Origin of the sequence: Citrobacter sp. Cpo148 (genome assembly GCF_030332375.1) — a bacterium.
GTDB classification, from domain to species: Bacteria; Pseudomonadota; Gammaproteobacteria; order Enterobacterales; family Enterobacteriaceae; genus Citrobacter; species Citrobacter portucalensis.
The window spans coordinates 595872-612677 of sequence record NZ_JAOWHY010000042.1 but is presented as its reverse complement, the minus strand read 5'-3'; the positions used below and the strand labels follow the sequence as shown (position 1 = coordinate 612677).

Genomic DNA, 16806 nt, shown 5'->3' with positions numbered 1-16806 from the left:
CGGCATTATGCCTGATGCGCTTAGCTTATCAGGCCTACAAACTGGACTGAGAGGACAGGCATGTTTCATCGCTTATGGACATTAATTCGCAAAGAGCTGCAATCGCTGTTACGCGAACCGCAGACGCGAGCCATTCTGATTTTACCGGTGCTGATTCAGGTTATCCTGTTCCCGTTCGCGGCAACGCTGGAAGTGACCAACGCCACTATCGCTATCTATAACGAAGACAACGGTAAACATTCGGTTGAGCTTACCCAGCGCTTCGCCCGCGCCAGCGCCTTTACGCATGTTCTTCTGTTGAAAAGTCCGCAGGAGATCCAGCCCACCATCGACACGCAAAAAGCCCTGCTGTTGGTGCGTTTCCCGGCCAATTTTTCGCGTAATCTGGATACCTTCCAGCAGGCTCCCATGCAGATTATCCTCGACGGACGTAACTCCAACAGCGCGCAAATTGCCGCGAATTACCTGCAGCAAATCGTTAAGGAGTATCAGCAGGAGCTGATGGACGGCAAGCCGAAACCGAACAACAGCGAGCTGGTGGTGCGTAACTGGTATAACCCGAATCTGGATTACAAATGGTTTGTGGTTCCGTCGCTGATCGCCATGATCACCACCATCGGCGTAATGATCGTCACCTCGCTCTCGGTTGCCCGCGAGCGCGAGCAAGGCACACTGGATCAACTGCTGGTTTCCCCGCTTACCACCTGGCAGATTTTTATCGGTAAAGCTGTGCCCGCGCTAATTGTGGCTACTTTTCAGGCCACCATTGTGCTGGCGATCGGCATCTGGGCTTATCACATTCCGTTTGCCGGTTCATTGGGGCTGTTTTATTTCACGATGGTAATTTACGGGCTGTCGCTGGTCGGCTTTGGTCTGCTGATTTCGTCACTGTGCGCCACCCAGCAGCAGGCGTTTATCGGGGTGTTTGTGTTTATGATGCCGGCGATTTTACTCTCGGGCTATGTTTCACCGGTCGAAAACATGCCGGTCTGGTTGCAGAATCTGACGTGGATAAACCCGATCCGCCATTTTACGGACATCACGAAACAGATTTACCTGAAAGATGCGAGTCTGCAGATTGTCTGGGGAAGCTTGTGGCCGCTATTAGTGATAGCGGCCACGACCGGATCAGCGGCGTATGCGATGTTTAGACGCAAGGTGATGTAGCTTTTTGTCTTTCGCCAGCAGCGAGACCACGGCGGGTCCTGCAAGGATGACCAGCCCCGCCAGTGCCAGCAAGACGTTGTTTTGCAGCACGCGTGACAGCAGCCACAGCACAATCATTGCGGCACCGAAATACCACGTCGTGGTCAACTCTTCCAGCACATCAGCCACGTCGCGCCAGCGCTGTTCGTGGTGACGTTGCAATGCAAGCATCAATAAAACGGTAACGCCGTACACGACGCACAATCCCAGGCCGACATGCACCAGTCTGCCGCTCATCCAGCCCATTACCAGCAACGCCACTACCAGTAAATGCAACACTATCTGCCAGCAACTTAGACCCGTTGCGACACGAACACGTTGTTGCCACCTCATGGCTATTCTCCTGAAGGATTTTCGACTAATTGTTCAGAGTACCGGACTTTACGGAAAATTCCGCAACACCGCATCTTTTTGTGACGACGACTACACTATTTTAATCAGGAAAGTGACGCCAACGGGAGAATCATGGCCAGACAAACAGAACGGTTTTCATTCAATGTGCTCACCATTAATACTCATAAAGGGTTTACCGCCTTCAATCGGCGTTTTATTTTGCCTGAGCTGCGAGAAGCCGTCAGAACGGTCGGTGCGGACATTGTGTGCCTACAAGAGGTAATGGGCGCACACGAGGTACATCCACTGCATGTGGAAAACTGGCCGGACACCACGCACTACGAATTTCTGGCGGACACTATGTGGAGCGACTTCGCCTACGGGCGTAACGCCGTGTACCCGCAAGGACATCACGGTAATGCGGTGTTGTCGCGGTATCCCATTGAGCATTATGAGAATCGTGATGTGTCAGTCGGCGCGAGTGAAAAGCGCGGAGTCCTTTACTGCCGCATTGTACCGCCAATGCTCTCCCACCCCATTCATGTGATGTGTGTGCATCTCGGCCTACGTGAAGCTCACCGCCAGGCCCAGCTCTCGATGCTGGCAGACTGGGTTAACGCCCTGCCCAACGCGGAGCCCGTGGTGATTGCTGGAGATTTTAACGACTGGCGGCAAACGGCCAATCGCCCGTTGAAAGCCAAAGCTGGCCTTGACGAGATTTTTACCCGCGCCCACGGTCGCCCGGCGCGAACGTTTCCAGTGCAGTTTCCCCTGCTACGCCTGGACAGGATCTATGTGAAAAACGCGAATGCCAGTACCCCAACGACGCTTGCGCTGCGTCACTGGCGACATTTGTCCGATCATGCCCCCCTGAGTGCGGAGATTCATTTATGAAATATGGCTGGCGTGAAGGCAATCAAATTCAACTGCTGGAAAACGGCGATCAATTCTACCCCGCCGTCTTTGACGCCATTGAGCAGGCACAGCAAAAAATAATCCTTGAGACTTTTATCTGGTTTGAAGATGCGGTAGGAAAACAGCTGCATGCCGCGTTGCTCGAAGCCGCCCGACGAGGTATCAAAGCAGAGGTGCTGCTGGATGGCTACGGCTCGCCGGATCTGAGCGACAGTTTTGTTGAAGAGCTGACCGTAGCCGGTGTTGTTTTCCGCTACTACGATCCGCGTCCGCGTCTTTTTGGAATGCGCACCAATCTCTTTCGCCGTATGCATCGAAAAATAGTGGTCATTGATGACCGTGTTGCCTTTGTCGGCGGCATCAATTACTCCGCTGAACATATGTCGGATTACGGCCCGGAGGCCAAGCAGGATTACGCCGTGCGCGTTGAAGGTCCAGTCGTTGCTGACATTCTGAACTTTGTACTGGAAAACCTGCCCGGGCAAAGCGCCGTACGGCGCTGGTGGCGACGTCATCACCGGGCAATTGACAATCATCGCCCCGGAGAAGCGCAGGCGCTGTTCGTCTGGCGCGATAACGAAGAGCATCGCGATGATATTGAACGCCACTATCTTAAAATGCTGACCCAGGCCCGACGGGAAGTGATCATTGCCAATGCCTATTTCTTTCCCGGTTATCGCCTGCTGCATGCCCTGCGTAAAGCAGCACGACGCGGCGTTCGGGTAAAACTCATTGTGCAGGGTGAACCGGATATGCCGATTGTGAAAGTGGGTGCCCGCCTGCTGTACAACTATCTGGTTAAAGGTGGCGTCCATGTCTACGAATACCGCCGTAAACCTCTGCATGGCAAAGTGGCGCTGATGGACGATCACTGGGCGACGGTGGGCTCCAGCAATCTTGATCCGCTGAGCCTGTCGCTGAATCTGGAAGCGAATCTGATTATTCATGACCGCACGTTTAACCAGACCCTGCGCGACAACCTGAACCCTATTATTGCGCAGGACTGCAAGCGGGTTGATGAATCTATGCTGCCAAAACGCACCTGGTGGAACCTGACTAAGAGCGTGCTGGCCTTCCACTTTTTACGCCACTTCCCGGCGCTGGTCGGCTGGCTTCCGGCGCATACCCCGCATCTGGCCGAGGTAGAGCCGCCCGCGCAGCCCGCTCTGGAAACTCAGGACCGTATACAAACTGAGGATGCAGGAGGGAAAACCTGATGGCAAAAAATCACCGACGCTGGCGGTTAGCGAAAAAGATCCTCACATGGTTATTTTTTATTGCGGTGATCGTGTTGCTGGTCGTTTATGCCAGCAAAGTCAACTGGCAGGAAGTGTGGACGGTAATCCGCGATTATAATCGGATTGCCCTGCTCAGTGCCGTGGGGTTGGTGATCGTCAGTTATTTACTTTACGGTTGTTATGATCTGCTCGGGCGCTACTACTGCGGTCACAAACTGGCAAAACGCCAGGTCATATTGGTGTCGTTTATCTGTTACGCGTTCAACCTGACGTTAAGCACCTGGGTGGGCGGTATTGGGATGCGATATCGGCTCTACTCGCGTCTCGGGTTGCCGGGGGGCACAATAACGCGGATTTTTTCGCTGAGCATTACCACTAACTGGCTGGGCTATATTCTGCTGGGCGGTTTTATATTTACCTTCGGCGTCGTCGAACTGCCCACTCACTGGTATATCGATGAAGTCACATTGCGCATTTTAGGCATAGCGCTGCTGCTGATTATTGTTGTTTATCTGTGGTTTTGCACCTTCGCTAAACATCGTCACATCACCATCAAGGGCCAAAAGCTGGTGCTCCCCTCCTGGAAATTTGCCCTCGCGCAGATGGCGATATCCGGGACTAACTGGATGGTTATGGGGGCGATTATCTGGTTGTTGCTGGGTCAGAATATTAACTATTTCTTCGTGCTTGGCGTGCTGCTGGTAAGCAGTATTGCCGGGGTTATTGTGCATATTCCGGCGGGAATCGGCGTACTGGAGGCGGTGTTTATGGCGCTGCTGGCGGGAGAGAATACGTCTCAGGGCACGATCATTGCTGCCCTGCTCGCGTATCGCGTGCTGTACTATTTTATTCCGCTACTGCTGGCGCTGATGTGTTATTTGCTGTTGGAGAGTCGGGCGAAAAAGCTACGGGCAAAGAACGAGAAGGCGATGGCGAAATGATGGTGCTTATAGTGCCGGATGCGGCTTAACGCCTTATCCGGCCTACTTTTTATACCATTCGGCAACAGACAATTAACGACGATTGCCGAAAATACGCAGCAGCATCAGGAACAGGTTGATGAAGTCCAGATACAGCGTTAAGGCCCCAAGAATCGCGTATTTACGCAGATTGGAGCTGTCTCGCAGGTCGATCTGCTCACCGATATTTTTCAGCTTCTGCGTGTCATAGGCGGTCAGACCGACAAACACTATCACCCCGATATAGGTCACCGCCCACATCAGCGCTTCGCTCTTCAGCCAGAAGTTAACCAGCGAAGCCAGCACAATACCGATCAGCGCCATAAACAGCATATTGCCGAAGCCGCTCAGATCGCGCTTGGTGGTGTAGCCATACAAACTCATGATCCCGAACATCCCGCCAGTGACCACGAAGGTGCTGGCGATAGACGAGTAGGTATAGACAATAAAGATGCTTGATAGCGTCAACCCGGTTAATGCCGAATAGAGCATAAACAGAGTGGTCGCCATACCCGCGCTCAGCCTTTGCACCATGCCGGACAGAACAAACACCAGCGCCAGTTGAGCGATGATCAGGCCAAAGAAGGTGATTTTGCTGGAGAAGACAAACATCATCACCGCGGGCGTATTTGCCGCATACCAGGCGATAAACGCCGTCAGCAATAGTCCGCAGGTCATCCAGCCGTACACCTGCGCCATATACGTTTGCAGGCCGGAACGGGCCTGTACAATAGAATCGGATCGTGGGAATCGGTCCATGACAATCTCCTGAATCAGTATGAGCCTACAACAATTGTACTCTACCAGCGTTTTGCTGCTAGCTTATCACTGTCGCGGGCGTCAACCCAGCGCTCACCTTCCGGCGTGGCCTCGCGCTTCCAGAACGGCGCGCGGGTTTTCAGGTAATCCATAATGAACTGCCCGGCATCAAACGCGCTGCTGCGATGCGCGCTGGTCACGCCAACAAAAACGATCTCGTCACCCGGCCACAGTTCGCCAATGCGATGAATCACCGTCACCCGACCCAGCGGCCAGCGCGAACGCGCTTCGTCGACAATCTCCGCCAGCGCTTTTTCGGTCATTCCCGGATAGTGTTCCAGCGTTAACGCCTTAACGCTGTCACCGAGATTGTGATTGCGCACTTTACCGGTGAAAGTGACTACCGCGCCGTCTTCATCGCGCTCTGCCAGCCAGGGATACTCATCCCCGACGCTGAACGGCGCATGGCCAACAACAATTCGCGTTTCAGCCATTTTAGCCTCCGGTTACCGGCGGGAAGAAAGCGACTTCATCACCCGCGTTAAGAGGATGGTCAAAACTGACCAGCGTCTGATTCACCGCCGCCAGCAGCTTGCCGTCTTCCAGCGCCAGCGCCCAGCGATCGCTTTGCGCCGCCAGATGCTTGCGCAGCGCTTCTACCGTTGCAAACTCGGCGGCAACTTCTAACGCATCGGTGTTCACCAGTTCCCGTACCTGAGCAAAGAAAAGAACCTTAATCATGCGCATCCACCTTAAAATCACCCGATTTGCCGCCGCTTTTTGCCAGCAAACGCACCGGACCAATCACCATATCCTTTTGCACCGCTTTGCACATATCGTAGATGGTCAACGCCGCCACGGAGGCTGCCGTTAACGCTTCCATTTCAACGCCGGTTTTACCGGTCAGGCGACACAGCGTTTCAATGCGCACGCGGTTGTGCTCCGGTTCGGCGTGAAGATTGACTTCGACCTTGCTCAGCATCAGTGGGTGACACAGCGGGATAAGATCCCAGGTGCGTTTGGCAGCCTGAATACCGGCAATACGCGCCGTGGCGAAAACGTCACCCTTATGGTGACTGCCGTCGATGATCATCGCCAGCGTTTCGCTACGCATGGTTACGAATGCTTCCGCACGCGCCTCGCGTACGGTTTCCGCTTTGGCGGAGACATCCACCATATGCGCTTCGCCAGCGGCGTTAATATGAGTCAGTTGCGACATACTTATTTCTTCAAATGTGGGTGGAAATTACACGGACGCGTACGGGCATCAAGCTGCGGCGCAATGATATTTTCCCAGGCAGTACGACACGCTTTGGTCGAACCCGGCATGGCAAAAATCAGCGTTTTATTCGCCACCCCGGCAATCGCGCGGGATTGCAGCGTCGCGGTGCCAATCTCTTCAAACGACAGCATACGGAATACTTCGCCAAACCCTTCGACTTCTCTGTCGAACAGCGGTTGCAGCGCTTCCGGCGCCTGGTCCCCTTCGGTTAAACCAGTGCCACCGGTAATGAGCACCACCTGTACATCGTCACTGGCAATCCAGGCAGAAACCTGGGCGCGGATGGCGTAGCGGTTCTCTTTGACAATCGCCTTATCGACAATCTGATGACCCGCTTCTTGCGCCGAGTCACGCAGATAATGGCCGGAGGTATCATCTTCTTCGCCGCGACGGTTGGAAACAGTAAGAATAGCAATGCGTGTCGGGATAAATTCAGCGCTTACCTGACTCATGAAAAACTCCTTTTAGCGATCAGCCGCCAATATAAGATAAGTTTTGCGTAATACCGGTATTGTTCTGATGCAGGAAATGGGTCTGCTTTTTCTCCAGCAGCGCGGCTGAAATACGTTCTTCCAGCGCCGGTTGCTGAGCATCGTCTTCCAGCAAATCACGCAGGCTTACGCCGCCTTCACCAAATAAACACAGATGAAGCTTGCCGACAGAGGAAACGCGCAGACGATTACAGGTGGCGCAGAAGTCTTTCTCATAAGGCATGATCAGACCAATTTCGCCAACATAATCAGGATGACAGAAAACCTGAGCCGGGCCGTCGCTACGCTGTCGGATCTGGTGGATCCAGCCGCGACGCAGCAGCTCATCGCGCAGTACCTGTCCGGAAATATGGTGTTTACGGAAGAGAGAGCTGCCCTCGCCCGTTTCCATCAGTTCAATAAAACGCAGTTGGATTGGTCGAGGTTGGATCCACGCCAGGAAGGTGTCCAGTTGATGATGGTTTACGTCGCGCATCAGCACGGTGTTGACTTTCACTTTTTCAAAACCGGCATCAAAGGCGGCATCAATGCCCGCCATCACCTGCTGAAACTTGTCCTGTCCGGTAATGGCGTGAAACTGACGGGCGTCGAGGCTGTCGACGCTGACGTTGAGCGCGGTCAGTCCGGCATCGCGCCAGGCGGCGGCATCGCGCGCCAGACGATAACCATTAGTGGTTACCGCAATCTGGCGGATGGCGGCGTTTTCGCGCACGGCGGCGATAATGTCAGTGAAGTCGCGACGCAGTGAAGGTTCGCCCCCCGTCAGACGCACTTTTTCGGTTCCCAGACTGGCGAACGCACGCGTGACACGGCGAATTTCATCAACGGTTAAAAAGCCGTTATTGGTGACCCCGCCGGGCTTATAGCCATCCGGCAGGCAGTAGGTGCAACGAAAGTTACACACATCGGTAATCGACAAACGTAAGTAGTAAAACTTACGTGCGAAAGCATCGGTAAGTTGAGAGCCCATGTACACCTTTCCAAATACGGGAGACGTAGTCATTTCTTCCTGCGCCCTGGTGACAAACTTTTTCAAGTCTTGTCACGGCCAAAGCACCGTATCATTTGACCCAGGTGCAGAGGCTAGAGTGTTTATACTCATCATACTTCGAGTTGCAGATGCGTTGGCTTACGGCAACTCAAATTTTTAAGAGTACTTTGTGGTTATGCCGATACTAGCGTGTAAATGGCGCTTTTGCCATGTACACTTTCGCTGTATAAATATGTATATAGCGACATGATCGTGCAATTTCGCTACAGAATAAGCAAAAATCACAGTTTTGCATTGATATACATCATCTTGCCATCAGGTGAGTGTCGTCAGAAAGGAGTAGATCGCAGAAAAAAATTACGGCAGATGCCGACTGGATAATTGCTGAAAACACGCTATTTACGTTACTGTAGCGCCGATCAATTGATATCAGGAAAATATATGCGCACTCGCACGCTGGCAGATCTGGACCGCGTTGTCGCTCTCGGCGGAGGGCATGGATTAGGACGCGTTCTCTCCTCTCTTTCCCCATTAGGTTCCCGCCTGACGGGTATCGTCACCACCACCGATAACGGCGGGTCGACAGGTCGTATTCGTCGCTCTGAAGGAGGGATTGCCTGGGGAGACATGCGTAACTGTCTGAACCAGTTAATTACCCAACCCAGCGTTGCATCCGCTATGTTTGAGTATCGTTTTGGCGGTAATGGCGAACTTTCCGGGCATAACCTCGGAAATCTGATGTTAAAGGCGCTCGATCACCTCAGCGTGCGGCCTCTGGAAGCTATCAATTTAATTCGTAGCCTGCTGAAAGTTGACGCACATTTAATTCCGATGTCGGAGCTGCCGGTGGATCTGATGGCCATTGATGACCAGGGACACGAAGTTTATGGCGAAGTGAATATCGATCAGCTCACCGTCCCGCCCCAGGAACTGATGCTTTCGCCAAAAGTCCCGACTACACGGGAGGCCGTTGAGGCTATCGCTGAAGCGGATTTAATTTTGATAGGCCCCGGCAGTTTTTACACCAGCCTGATGCCGATTCTGTTACTCGATGAAATGTCACAGGCATTACGTCGCACACCGGCTCCAATGGTCTACATAGGCAATCTTGGGCGCGAATTAAGCCTGCCAGCAGCCAGCCTGACGCTTAGCGATAAGCTGACCATTATTGAACAGTACGTCGGGAAGAAAGTGATTGATGCGGTGGTTGTGGGGCCGAAAGTGGATGCTTCCGCCGTTACCGACCGCGTTGTGATCCAGGAAGTGTTGGAAGCCAGCGATATTCCCTACCGCCATGACCGCCAGCTATTGCATAGTGCGCTGGAGAAAGCGGTGCAGGCGCTGGGCTGAACGGATTTGCCTGATGCGCTTCGCTTATCAGGCCTACCAAACGAATTGCTCCGGCATCCGGCCTACGTACGCTATCTACCCCGTAGGTCGGATAAGGGTTTACCCCGCATCCGACACCGTCTTACGATGCCGCAATAAACAACTCGCGCAACTGATGCAACTGGTCACGGATTGTCGCGGCCTCTTCAAATTCGAGATTCTGCGCGTGTTGCATCATCTGCCCTTCCAGCTCGTGAATCTTCTGCTGCAGCGCTTTTGGCGTCATATCCAGTTCGACAACCTCAGACTTCGCGCCTGCGCGTGACTTCCCTTTGCCTTTCGCTTTGGTCTTCGCAATATTCTGCCCCAGCGCCAGAATATCGACCACTTTCTTGTTCAGCCCCTGCGGCGTAATACCGTGTTCTTCGTTATAGAGCTGCTGCTTCTCACGGCGACGTTCGGTTTCACCAATCGCTTTAGCCATAGAGGCGGTAATTTTATCGCCGTAGAGAATCGCCTTACCGTTGATGTTACGCGCCGCACGACCAATGGTCTGAATAAGTGACCGCTCAGAACGCAGGAACCCTTCTTTGTCTGCGTCCAGAATCGCCACCAGGGAGACCTCAGGCATGTCCAGACCTTCACGTAGCAGGTTGATACCCACCAGCACGTCAAACTCGCCCAGACGCAGGTCACGAATGATTTCCATACGTTCCACGGTATCGATGTCAGAGTGCAGATAACGCACCCGTTCACCGTGCTCTTCAAGATACTCGGTGAGATCCTCCGCCATCCGTTTGGTGAGCGTGGTGACCAGCACACGTTCGTTAATCGCCGCACGGGTGCGGATCTCAGATAGCAGATCGTCAACCTGCGTCGCCACCGGGCGCACCTCAATGACCGGATCCAGCAGGCCGGTCGGTCTTACTACCTGATCGACCACATCATCGCCGGATTTCTCCAGCTCATAGTTGCCCGGCGTCGCCGAAACGTAGATGGTTTGCGGGGCCAGCGCTTCAAACTCTTCAAATTTAAGCGGACGGTTATCCAGCGCAGACGGCAGACGGAATCCGTATTCGACCAGGGTTTCTTTACGCGCCCGGTCACCGCGATACATGCCGCCAATTTGCGGGATAGTCACGTGAGATTCATCCACCACCAGCAGGCCATCGGCAGGCAGGTAATCAAACAGCGTCGGCGGCGGCTCGCCCGGACCACGCCCGGACAGATAGCGGGAATAGTTTTCAATCCCCGAGCAGTAACCCAGCTCGTTCATCATTTCCAGATCGAACTGGGTACGCTGACTTAAGCGCTGTTCTTCCAGCAGTTTGTTATTTGCCAACAGGACTTTTCGCCGCTCTGCCAGCTCAACCTTAATTTCTTCCATCGCCTGAACAATACGTTCGCGCGGCGTCACGTAGTGCGTTTTAGGATAGATGGTAAAGCGCGAAATAGTGGATTCGACCTGTCCGGTAAGTGGGTCAAACAGCGACAAACGTTCGACCTCTTCATCAAACAGTTCCACGCGCAACGCGATGTCGTCAGATTCCGCCGGGAATATGTCGATCACTTCACCGCGCACGCGGAAGGTCCCGCGCTGGAATGCCTGATCGTTACGGGTATATTGTAGCTCCGCCAGACGACGCAGGATCGCGCGCTGGTCGATAATCATCCCCACCGTCAGGTGCAGCATCATTTTCAGGTATAGATCCGGGTCACCCAGACCATAAATCGCGGAAACCGACGCTACGACGACGACATCCCGTCGCTCAAGCAACGCTTTGGTTGCTGACAGACGCATCTGCTCAATGTGTTCGTTAACCGAAGCATCCTTCTCGATGAAGGTGTCAGAACTTGGCACGTAGGCTTCCGGCTGATAATAGTCGTAGTAGGAGACGAAATACTCCACCGCGTTATCCGGGAAGAACTCTTTCATCTCACCGTACAACTGCGCGGCAAGCGTCTTATTGGGGGCCAGCACCATGGTAGGGCGCTGTAGGTCCGCAATCACGTTCGCGATGGTGAATGTTTTCCCCGACCCCGTCACCCCCAGCAACGTCTGATGCGCCAGACCATCCTCCAGACCTTCTTCCAGGCGACGTATCGCCTCAGGCTGATCCCCAGAGGGTTTAAAAGCGGAATTTAGTTTGAACGGTTTACTCATGAGCAGCTACCTGAAGCAATGGGCGGGCAGGTGTGTAATTTTACTCGCAGCAGTATATTTTGCTAGTAAAATATACTGGATGAAAAAACAGTAACGCGCCAGAATATTTCTGTTACGCCAGCAAAATGGCCGTGACTACAGGCTAAAATTTGTCCGCAGGCAAGATAAAACACCAGCAAAAATGTGTTATCCCCAAACCAATGACTTTTTTAACATTTGTCAAGCTACCCGATGAAAGTTTTGTGGCAACACATGACACTTCTGCGACAGCCATTGCATTTATCTAACACACTGTAATTTAATGACTATTATCTCAAGCCGTCTTTCGCATCAATTTAGTCGCAGGCCGCGTCTTCTCTCGCTTACCTTGTGTTTTCTAACTCTAATACACAAGGTTATCCACAGGAATAGTGGATAACTGCCTCCAGCCCGTACGGACTGTAGCCTGGCAAAAACGTCCTGATGATCTTTTCTGGTGGGATAAAAAAAAATTATCGCTATTTTTTGATATTTATCAGCTAACGAAGCGACCTGGGATGGCCGAGATCTTGCTCGCATTTTCATCATTTTCCTGCCTGCACCATCACAACGCCACCAGGCACTGACAATGTGCACACTGCGGCGCTCATCCACAACAAGCCGGATACCGCAACCCGCTCAATACGCTATTCTGCTGTATTTTCCCCTAATTCCGCTTCTGGCAAGAGATTTGCAGTTTTCTCCCGACCATCAGCCCGCAAGGCGGATATCATCATGAGGGAGAAATCTATGTTGAGTCTTCGTGCAGTGAATCACTATTACGGTAATCAACACTCGCTTTGGGATGTCGATCTCGACCTGTTGCCCGGTAAATGTACCGCCGTGCTGGGTCTTCCAGGGATGGGAAAAACCACGCTGGCCAATTGCATCATCGGCAATTTACCGATTGAGAGCGGAACCATGTTCTGGCATCAGGCTGGCGCACCACCTTGCGATCTGCTTCAGATTCCGGCGGCAAAGCGCATTGCGCTGGGTATTAATTGTGTATCGCAGGAACGGCGAATTTTTTCGCAGCTGACGGTAGAGGAAAATCTGCACATTGCGCGCCAGGCGGTTGAGGAAAGCGAAGCGATGAACAGCAGCGATATTTACCGCCTGTTTCCGCAGCTGTTTGTACTGCGTCAGGCCAAAGGGGTGGCATTATCAGAGGAAAATCAGCACCAGCTTGCACTCGCCAGTGCGCTGGTCACTCGCCCGCGCCTGCTGATCCTCGATGAGCCGACGCGAGGAAGTGGCCAGGCGTATATCCACAAACTGGGGAATCTGATTGTGAGGCTAAGCCAGGAGCTTGGCATCGCCATTATGCTCGCGGAGCAGAGCCTGCCGTTCATTCGTCGGGTCGCCGACTGCTATTGCTTGTTACATCGTGGCCGCAACGTGGCTCAAGGACAAATAACACAATTCAGCGACCCGCTAATCAACGACTGGTGGATGCCAGAGACAAAACGCTAAGATCGATATAACGACCTGTCGATGCTCGTTCCGGCTCTTCTGCCAGCCAGGGTATTTCCCCCAGTAGCGGAGCCGCAAGCGCACGCTTTAGCGTCGCCATATATTCAGCATGACGCTTGCCAGGTGGCATCACATCATTGGCAACCCATCCGGCGAGCGTCAGCCCGGCCTGCTGCACCGCCTGGGCGGTCAAAATGGCATGGTTGATACAACCGAGCTTAACGCCAACCACCAGAATCACCGGCAGTTGTTCCGCTTTTACCCAGTCAGAAAAACTCAGCGTTGGTGAAAGTGGCGTAAACCATCCGCCTGCGCCTTCCACCAATACCCAGTCAGCTTGTTCTTCAAGCAAGCGTAAACCCGCAGACATCACTGAAGCCTGAATGGGGCGTCCTTCGTCAGCACTGATGATATGCGGTGAGGTAGGTTCGGCGAAGGTATACGGATTGATGGCCGCATAATCCACTGCCACAACGCTGTTGCGCTGTAGAGCCAGCGCATCGCTGTTTCGTAGACCTTCAGCCGTCATTTCACTGCCTGACGCCACCGGCTTATAGCCGACCGTTCGCAACCCCAGTTGTCCCGCCGCCTGAAGCAACGCACAGCTGGCGATAGTTTTACCTACTTCGGTGTCCGTCCCGGTGACAAAATATGTGTTAGTCACGTTGAATTACTCCCAAAAAAAGATGATAGGTCAGCGGATATTTACCCTGCTGACAGGGCCAGGCGAGCTGTAACTGGCGCAACTGCGAGCGGGTCAGCACACGCTGCTCGCGTCCATCATGCAAATGCGTCGCGCCAATGCCCTTTAGCGAGCGCATGGCACTCAGCGCATCGTCAAACCACAGCGTGACGGCATGAGACTGGTATTCAACGTCCCAGCCGCACAGAGCGTTTTCCAGTTGCTCCACGGGCAAAAAACGGTTGGCGTGCTCCCGATCATCAACCGCTCTCCACGCCTGACGAAGTTCCGGCATCGACCCTTGCGCCAGCGTACTAAACGCCACCGCCCCTCCAGGACGCACCACCCGGTATAGCTCGCGTAACGCGCCGCGCAGGTCGTTGCACCACTGCACGGCCAGATTGCTCCAGGCCAGATCGAAAGTGGCAGCGGCCTGCGGAATGGCTTCGATATCCGCCAGCAGATAGTGATGGGCGACATCGTGACGCTGCGCTTGCGTAAGCATTTGCGCCGACAGATCCAGCGCACAGACCTCGCTCCCCTGCTCCCGCCAGTAGCGACTCATACGCCCAGGCCCACAGCCCGCATCCAAAACCCGTGAGAACGCCCGGCCATTGAGTTGCGCCAGTAACGCATCGGCGCTCTGACGCTGAAGCTCCGCATGTTGCTCATAGTGCGTAGCCGCGCGACCAAACGCAGCGGCAATCGCCTGCTTATTGACCTGCGCCATGCAGCACCTCCAGTAAGTTGTCGATATCCTGGACTTCATGCGCCTGGGTCAGCGTAATCCGCAGCCTGGCCGTCCCAACCGGCACCGTCGGCGGACGAATCGCCGTCACCCAGCAGCCCTGTTGCCGTAACGTCTGTGCCAGTTGCAAGGCTTTATGATTGTCGCCAACGATCAGCGGTTGAATAGCGCTGTCTGAATGTGCCAGCGTCAAATCCGTAGTATTCACCCCTGCGCGAAAACGCTGGATCAGCATCGCCAGCTTTTCTCTGCGCTCATCGCCTTCGCGGCTGCGGATCACCGCCAGCGCGGCGCGCAAGGCCTGAGCCTGGGCTGGCGGCATGCTGGTGCTGTAGATCAGATGACGGGCAAACTGCAGCAGATAATCGGCCACGCTATCAGAACACAGGATCGCCGCACCGCTGACGCCGAACCCTTTACCAAATGTCACCACCAACAGCTCAGGTTTCACCTGCTGTCGGGAGCACGAACCACGCCCTTCCTCACCGCTTACGCCAATCCCATGCGCATCATCCACCAGCAGCCACGCGCCCTGCCGTTTCGCCACCACGTGGATTTCTGCCAGCGGCGCGCTGTCGCCATCCATGCTGAACACGCCTTCGGTGATCACCAGCTGCTGCCCCGGACAGGGGGCTGTCAGCAGACGATCCAGATGTTGCGAGTCGTTATGAGTAAAGCGACGTAACACGGCAGGGCTAAGACTGGCAGCCTCCAGCAGCGAGGCATGGCTGAGCCTGTCGGCAACAATCTTGTCATCTTTTCCCATCAGTGCGGCAATGACCGCCTGATTGGCGGCAAAACCAGAGATGAACAACAGCGCCCGGGAATAGCCGAGCCACTGCGCCAGCTCTTCTTCCAGCGCCTGATGAGCAACGGAATAACCGCTGACATGGCCCGAGCCGCCGCTGCCGACGCCAAAACGCTCAGCGCCCTGCTGCCACGCGCAGATAATCTGCGGATGGTGGCTTAAGCCGAGGTAGTCGTTGCTGGAGAAATTCAGATACTGGCGACAGTCGGCCTGCAGCCAGCGACCGGCACCCTGCGTCACCGCATAGCGCTGACGCAGGGCATCAGCACGACGACGCGCTGTTAGCGCATCGTTAATTTTTTGCTGCCAGGTCATACGGTTGCCGCGTTGTAGTAATCGTCGGTATCCGGGGTACGCAGCGCCTGCTCCAGACGTTGTTGCTGTTCGTTATCGCCCGCCAGTACCGCAGTTTGCTGCGGGTTAAGACCCAGCTTGCGAAATAACAGCAAATCTTTATCTTCGTTCGGGTTCGGGGTGGTCAGCAGTTTGCAGCCGTAGAAAATCGAGTTGGCCCCGGCCATAAAGCACATCGCCTGGGTTTGTTCGTTCATCTGCTCGCGCCCGGCAGAAAGACGCACGTATGAGGTCGGCATCATGATACGCGCCACGGCGATAGTACGAATAAAATCAAAAGCATCTACGTCGTCGTTATCGGCAAGCGGCGTGCCCTTCACTTTCACCAGCATGTTGATCGGCACACTTTCCGGCGGCGTCGGCAGATTCGCTAATTGCAGCAGCAGACCCGCGCGGTCGGTCACCGTTTCACCCAGCCCAACAATCCCGCCGGAGCAAACTTTAATACCCGCCTCGCGCACTTTATCCAGCGTATCCAGGCGCTCCTGGTACGAGCGGGTGGTGATGATATTGCCGTAAAATTCCGGCGAGGTGTCGAGGTTGTGGTTGTAGTAGTCCAGACCCGCATTGGCCAGGCGCTGGGCCTGAGATTCGTCCAGCGTGCCCAGCGTCATACAGGCTTCCAGCCCCAGTTCTTTCACGCCCTGAACCATTTGTTCCAGGTACGGCATATCGCGCTCATGCGGGTTCTTCCACGCCGCGCCCATGCAAAACCGCGTTGAACCGGCCTGCTTCGCCTTACGTGCCGAGTCCAGTACCTGTTCAACCTCCATCAACCGTTCTGTTTCCAGACCGGTTTTATAGCGGGAGCTTTGCGGGCAGTATTTGCAATCTTCCGGGCAAGCACCGGTCTTAATCGACAGCAGCGTACTAACTTGTACCTGCTGCGGATCGAAATGCTGACGATGAACCTGCTGCGCTTCAAACAGCAGATCCAACAGCGGTTTTTCAAATAATTCGGTGACTTGCGACATTGTCCAGCGAGAAGAATGAGCCATATTGGTATACGTTTCGTTGTTAGTTTGGTGTAGACTCGTAAACCTAAATCTTTTTAAT

Annotated in this window: 18 protein-coding genes and 1 riboswitch; of the genes, 6 read left to right on the top strand and 12 right to left on the bottom strand. The window is 54.1% G+C overall.

Annotated features, from left to right (window positions below; all coding sequences use genetic code 11):
• Positions 1-60: 60 nt before the first annotated feature.
• A complete protein-coding gene (locus OGY10_RS09530; RefSeq protein WP_008784194.1) occupies positions 61-1167 on the top strand; it encodes an ABC transporter permease in 1107 nt (368 codons plus the stop codon).
• On the opposite strand, the gene OGY10_RS09525 is transcribed toward OGY10_RS09530, so the two are convergent.
• A complete protein-coding gene (locus tag OGY10_RS09525) occupies positions 1129-1539 on the bottom strand; it encodes a YbhQ family protein (RefSeq protein WP_003831542.1) in 411 nt (136 codons plus the stop codon). The two genes, OGY10_RS09530 and OGY10_RS09525, sit on opposite strands and share 39 nt — an antisense overlap.
• 132 nt (positions 1540-1671) lie before the next feature.
• Here OGY10_RS09525 and OGY10_RS09520 point away from each other — a divergent pair, with 132 nt between their 5' ends.
• The 3 genes from OGY10_RS09520 to OGY10_RS09510 are packed head-to-tail and all read left to right on the top strand — an operon-like array spanning position 1672 to position 4633.
• On the top strand, positions 1672-2433 hold the full coding sequence (locus OGY10_RS09520; protein ID WP_286576673.1) for an endonuclease/exonuclease/phosphatase family protein: 762 nt from the start codon (positions 1672-1674) through the stop codon (positions 2431-2433).
• Complete coding sequence (gene clsB, locus OGY10_RS09515) at positions 2430-3671, top strand: cardiolipin synthase ClsB (protein WP_032942766.1); 1242 nt, start codon at positions 2430-2432, stop codon at positions 3669-3671. Before OGY10_RS09520 ends, clsB begins: the two co-directional genes overlap by 4 nt.
• Positions 3671-4633: a lysylphosphatidylglycerol synthase domain-containing protein gene (locus tag OGY10_RS09510; RefSeq protein ID WP_191226240.1), complete on the top strand. Its 963-nt coding sequence runs from the start codon at positions 3671-3673 to the stop codon at positions 4631-4633. The genes clsB and OGY10_RS09510 overlap by 1 nt, the downstream gene beginning before the upstream one ends.
• A 72-nt stretch (positions 4634-4705) precedes the next feature.
• Here OGY10_RS09510 and OGY10_RS09505 read toward each other — a convergent pair whose 3' ends face one another.
• The 6 genes from OGY10_RS09505 to moaA all read right to left on the bottom strand — a co-directional run bounded on the left by OGY10_RS09505 (position 4706) and on the right by moaA (position 8153).
• On the bottom strand, positions 4706-5410 hold the full coding sequence (locus OGY10_RS09505; protein WP_003831536.1) for a Bax inhibitor-1/YccA family protein: 705 nt from the start codon (positions 5408-5410) through the stop codon (positions 4706-4708).
• Positions 5411-5451: 41 nt separating this feature from the next.
• Entirely contained in the window at positions 5452-5904 is a 453-nt protein-coding gene (moaE, locus tag OGY10_RS09500; RefSeq protein ID WP_008784190.1) for a molybdopterin synthase catalytic subunit MoaE, read from the bottom strand.
• Between the two features lies 1 nt (position 5905).
• Positions 5906-6151: a molybdopterin synthase sulfur carrier subunit gene (gene moaD / locus OGY10_RS09495; protein WP_003831530.1), complete on the bottom strand. Its 246-nt coding sequence runs from the start codon at positions 6149-6151 to the stop codon at positions 5906-5908.
• The gene (gene moaC / locus OGY10_RS09490; protein ID WP_003035188.1) at positions 6144-6629 is read right to left on the bottom strand and encodes a cyclic pyranopterin monophosphate synthase MoaC; all 486 of its coding nucleotides are present in this window, start codon (positions 6627-6629) and stop codon (positions 6144-6146) included. The genes moaD and moaC overlap by 8 nt, the downstream gene beginning before the upstream one ends.
• 2 nt (positions 6630-6631) lie before the next feature.
• Positions 6632-7144 carry a molybdenum cofactor biosynthesis protein B gene (gene moaB / locus OGY10_RS09485; RefSeq protein ID WP_003035187.1) on the bottom strand — a complete coding sequence of 171 codons (513 nt, stop codon included), beginning with the start codon at positions 7142-7144 and terminating at the stop codon, positions 6632-6634.
• Between the two features lie 19 nt (positions 7145-7163).
• Complete coding sequence (gene moaA / locus OGY10_RS09480) at positions 7164-8153, bottom strand: GTP 3',8-cyclase MoaA (RefSeq protein ID WP_149617946.1); 990 nt, start codon at positions 8151-8153, stop codon at positions 7164-7166.
• A riboswitch (molybdenum cofactor riboswitch) is annotated at positions 8141-8286 on the bottom strand. It overlaps the preceding gene by 13 nt.
• 329 nt (positions 8287-8615) lie before the next feature.
• On the opposite strand from moaA, the gene yvcK reads away from it, so the two are divergent.
• A complete protein-coding gene (gene yvcK / locus OGY10_RS09475; protein WP_060682511.1) occupies positions 8616-9524 on the top strand; it encodes a uridine diphosphate-N-acetylglucosamine-binding protein YvcK in 909 nt (302 codons plus the stop codon).
• Positions 9525-9645: 121 nt separating this feature from the next.
• Here yvcK and uvrB read toward each other — a convergent pair whose 3' ends face one another.
• The gene (gene uvrB, locus OGY10_RS09470) at positions 9646-11667 is read right to left on the bottom strand and encodes an excinuclease ABC subunit UvrB (protein WP_008784186.1); all 2022 of its coding nucleotides are present in this window, start codon (positions 11665-11667) and stop codon (positions 9646-9648) included.
• Positions 11668-12435: 768 nt separating this feature from the next.
• Between uvrB and OGY10_RS09465 the strand changes: the two genes are divergently transcribed.
• Positions 12436-13158: an ABC transporter ATP-binding protein gene (locus OGY10_RS09465; protein ID WP_008784184.1), complete on the top strand. Its 723-nt coding sequence runs from the start codon at positions 12436-12438 to the stop codon at positions 13156-13158.
• On the opposite strand, the gene bioD is transcribed toward OGY10_RS09465, so the two are convergent.
• The 4 genes from bioD to bioB are packed head-to-tail and all read right to left on the bottom strand — an operon-like array spanning position 13124 to position 16748.
• Positions 13124-13822, bottom strand: a complete 699-nt coding sequence (bioD, locus tag OGY10_RS09460; protein WP_071445157.1) for a dethiobiotin synthase — start codon at positions 13820-13822, stop codon at positions 13124-13126. The genes OGY10_RS09465 and bioD overlap by 35 nt on opposite strands.
• Positions 13815-14570 (bottom strand): malonyl-ACP O-methyltransferase BioC, encoded by a 756-nt coding sequence (bioC, locus tag OGY10_RS09455; RefSeq protein ID WP_032942762.1) that lies wholly within the window; start codon positions 14568-14570, stop codon positions 13815-13817. The genes bioD and bioC overlap by 8 nt, the downstream gene beginning before the upstream one ends.
• Positions 14554-15711 (bottom strand): 8-amino-7-oxononanoate synthase, encoded by a 1158-nt coding sequence (bioF, locus tag OGY10_RS09450; protein ID WP_191226241.1) that lies wholly within the window; start codon positions 15709-15711, stop codon positions 14554-14556. Before bioF ends, bioC begins: the two co-directional genes overlap by 17 nt.
• The gene (gene bioB / locus OGY10_RS09445; protein WP_008784180.1) at positions 15708-16748 is read right to left on the bottom strand and encodes a biotin synthase BioB; all 1041 of its coding nucleotides are present in this window, start codon (positions 16746-16748) and stop codon (positions 15708-15710) included. The genes bioF and bioB overlap by 4 nt, the downstream gene beginning before the upstream one ends.
• Positions 16749-16806: the final 58 nt, after the last annotated feature.

What these genes read in the sequence shown, in the direction of transcription:
- yvcK (WP_060682511.1), top strand. Translation starts at nt 8,616, where the DNA reads ATGCGCACTCGCACGCTGGCAGATCTGGACCGCGTTGTCGCTCTCGGC.
- bioC (WP_032942762.1), bottom strand. Translation starts at nt 14,570, where the DNA reads ATGGCGCAGGTCAATAAGCAGGCGATTGCCGCTGCGTTTGGTCGCGCG.
- bioB (WP_008784180.1), bottom strand. Translation starts at nt 16,748, where the DNA reads ATGGCTCATTCTTCTCGCTGGACAATGTCGCAAGTCACCGAATTATTT.
- OGY10_RS09505 (WP_003831536.1), bottom strand. Translation starts at nt 5,410, where the DNA reads ATGGACCGATTCCCACGATCCGATTCTATTGTACAGGCCCGTTCCGGC.
- OGY10_RS09525 (WP_003831542.1), bottom strand. Translation starts at nt 1,539, where the DNA reads ATGAGGTGGCAACAACGTGTTCGTGTCGCAACGGGTCTAAGTTGCTGG.
- OGY10_RS09465 (WP_008784184.1), top strand. Translation starts at nt 12,436, where the DNA reads ATGTTGAGTCTTCGTGCAGTGAATCACTATTACGGTAATCAACACTCG.
- moaB (WP_003035187.1), bottom strand. Translation starts at nt 7,144, where the DNA reads ATGAGTCAGGTAAGCGCTGAATTTATCCCGACACGCATTGCTATTCTT.
- moaE (WP_008784190.1), bottom strand. Translation starts at nt 5,904, where the DNA reads ATGGCTGAAACGCGAATTGTTGTTGGCCATGCGCCGTTCAGCGTCGGG.
- clsB (WP_032942766.1), top strand. Translation starts at nt 2,430, where the DNA reads ATGAAATATGGCTGGCGTGAAGGCAATCAAATTCAACTGCTGGAAAAC.
- moaD (WP_003831530.1), bottom strand. Translation starts at nt 6,151, where the DNA reads ATGATTAAGGTTCTTTTCTTTGCTCAGGTACGGGAACTGGTGAACACC.
- OGY10_RS09530 (WP_008784194.1), top strand. Translation starts at nt 61, where the DNA reads ATGTTTCATCGCTTATGGACATTAATTCGCAAAGAGCTGCAATCGCTG.
- OGY10_RS09520 (WP_286576673.1), top strand. Translation starts at nt 1,672, where the DNA reads ATGGCCAGACAAACAGAACGGTTTTCATTCAATGTGCTCACCATTAAT.
- uvrB (WP_008784186.1), bottom strand. Translation starts at nt 11,667, where the DNA reads ATGAGTAAACCGTTCAAACTAAATTCCGCTTTTAAACCCTCTGGGGAT.
- moaA (WP_149617946.1), bottom strand. Translation starts at nt 8,153, where the DNA reads ATGGGCTCTCAACTTACCGATGCTTTCGCACGTAAGTTTTACTACTTA.
- moaC (WP_003035188.1), bottom strand. Translation starts at nt 6,629, where the DNA reads ATGTCGCAACTGACTCATATTAACGCCGCTGGCGAAGCGCATATGGTG.
- OGY10_RS09510 (WP_191226240.1), top strand. Translation starts at nt 3,671, where the DNA reads ATGGCAAAAAATCACCGACGCTGGCGGTTAGCGAAAAAGATCCTCACA.
- bioF (WP_191226241.1), bottom strand. Translation starts at nt 15,711, where the DNA reads ATGACCTGGCAGCAAAAAATTAACGATGCGCTAACAGCGCGTCGTCGT.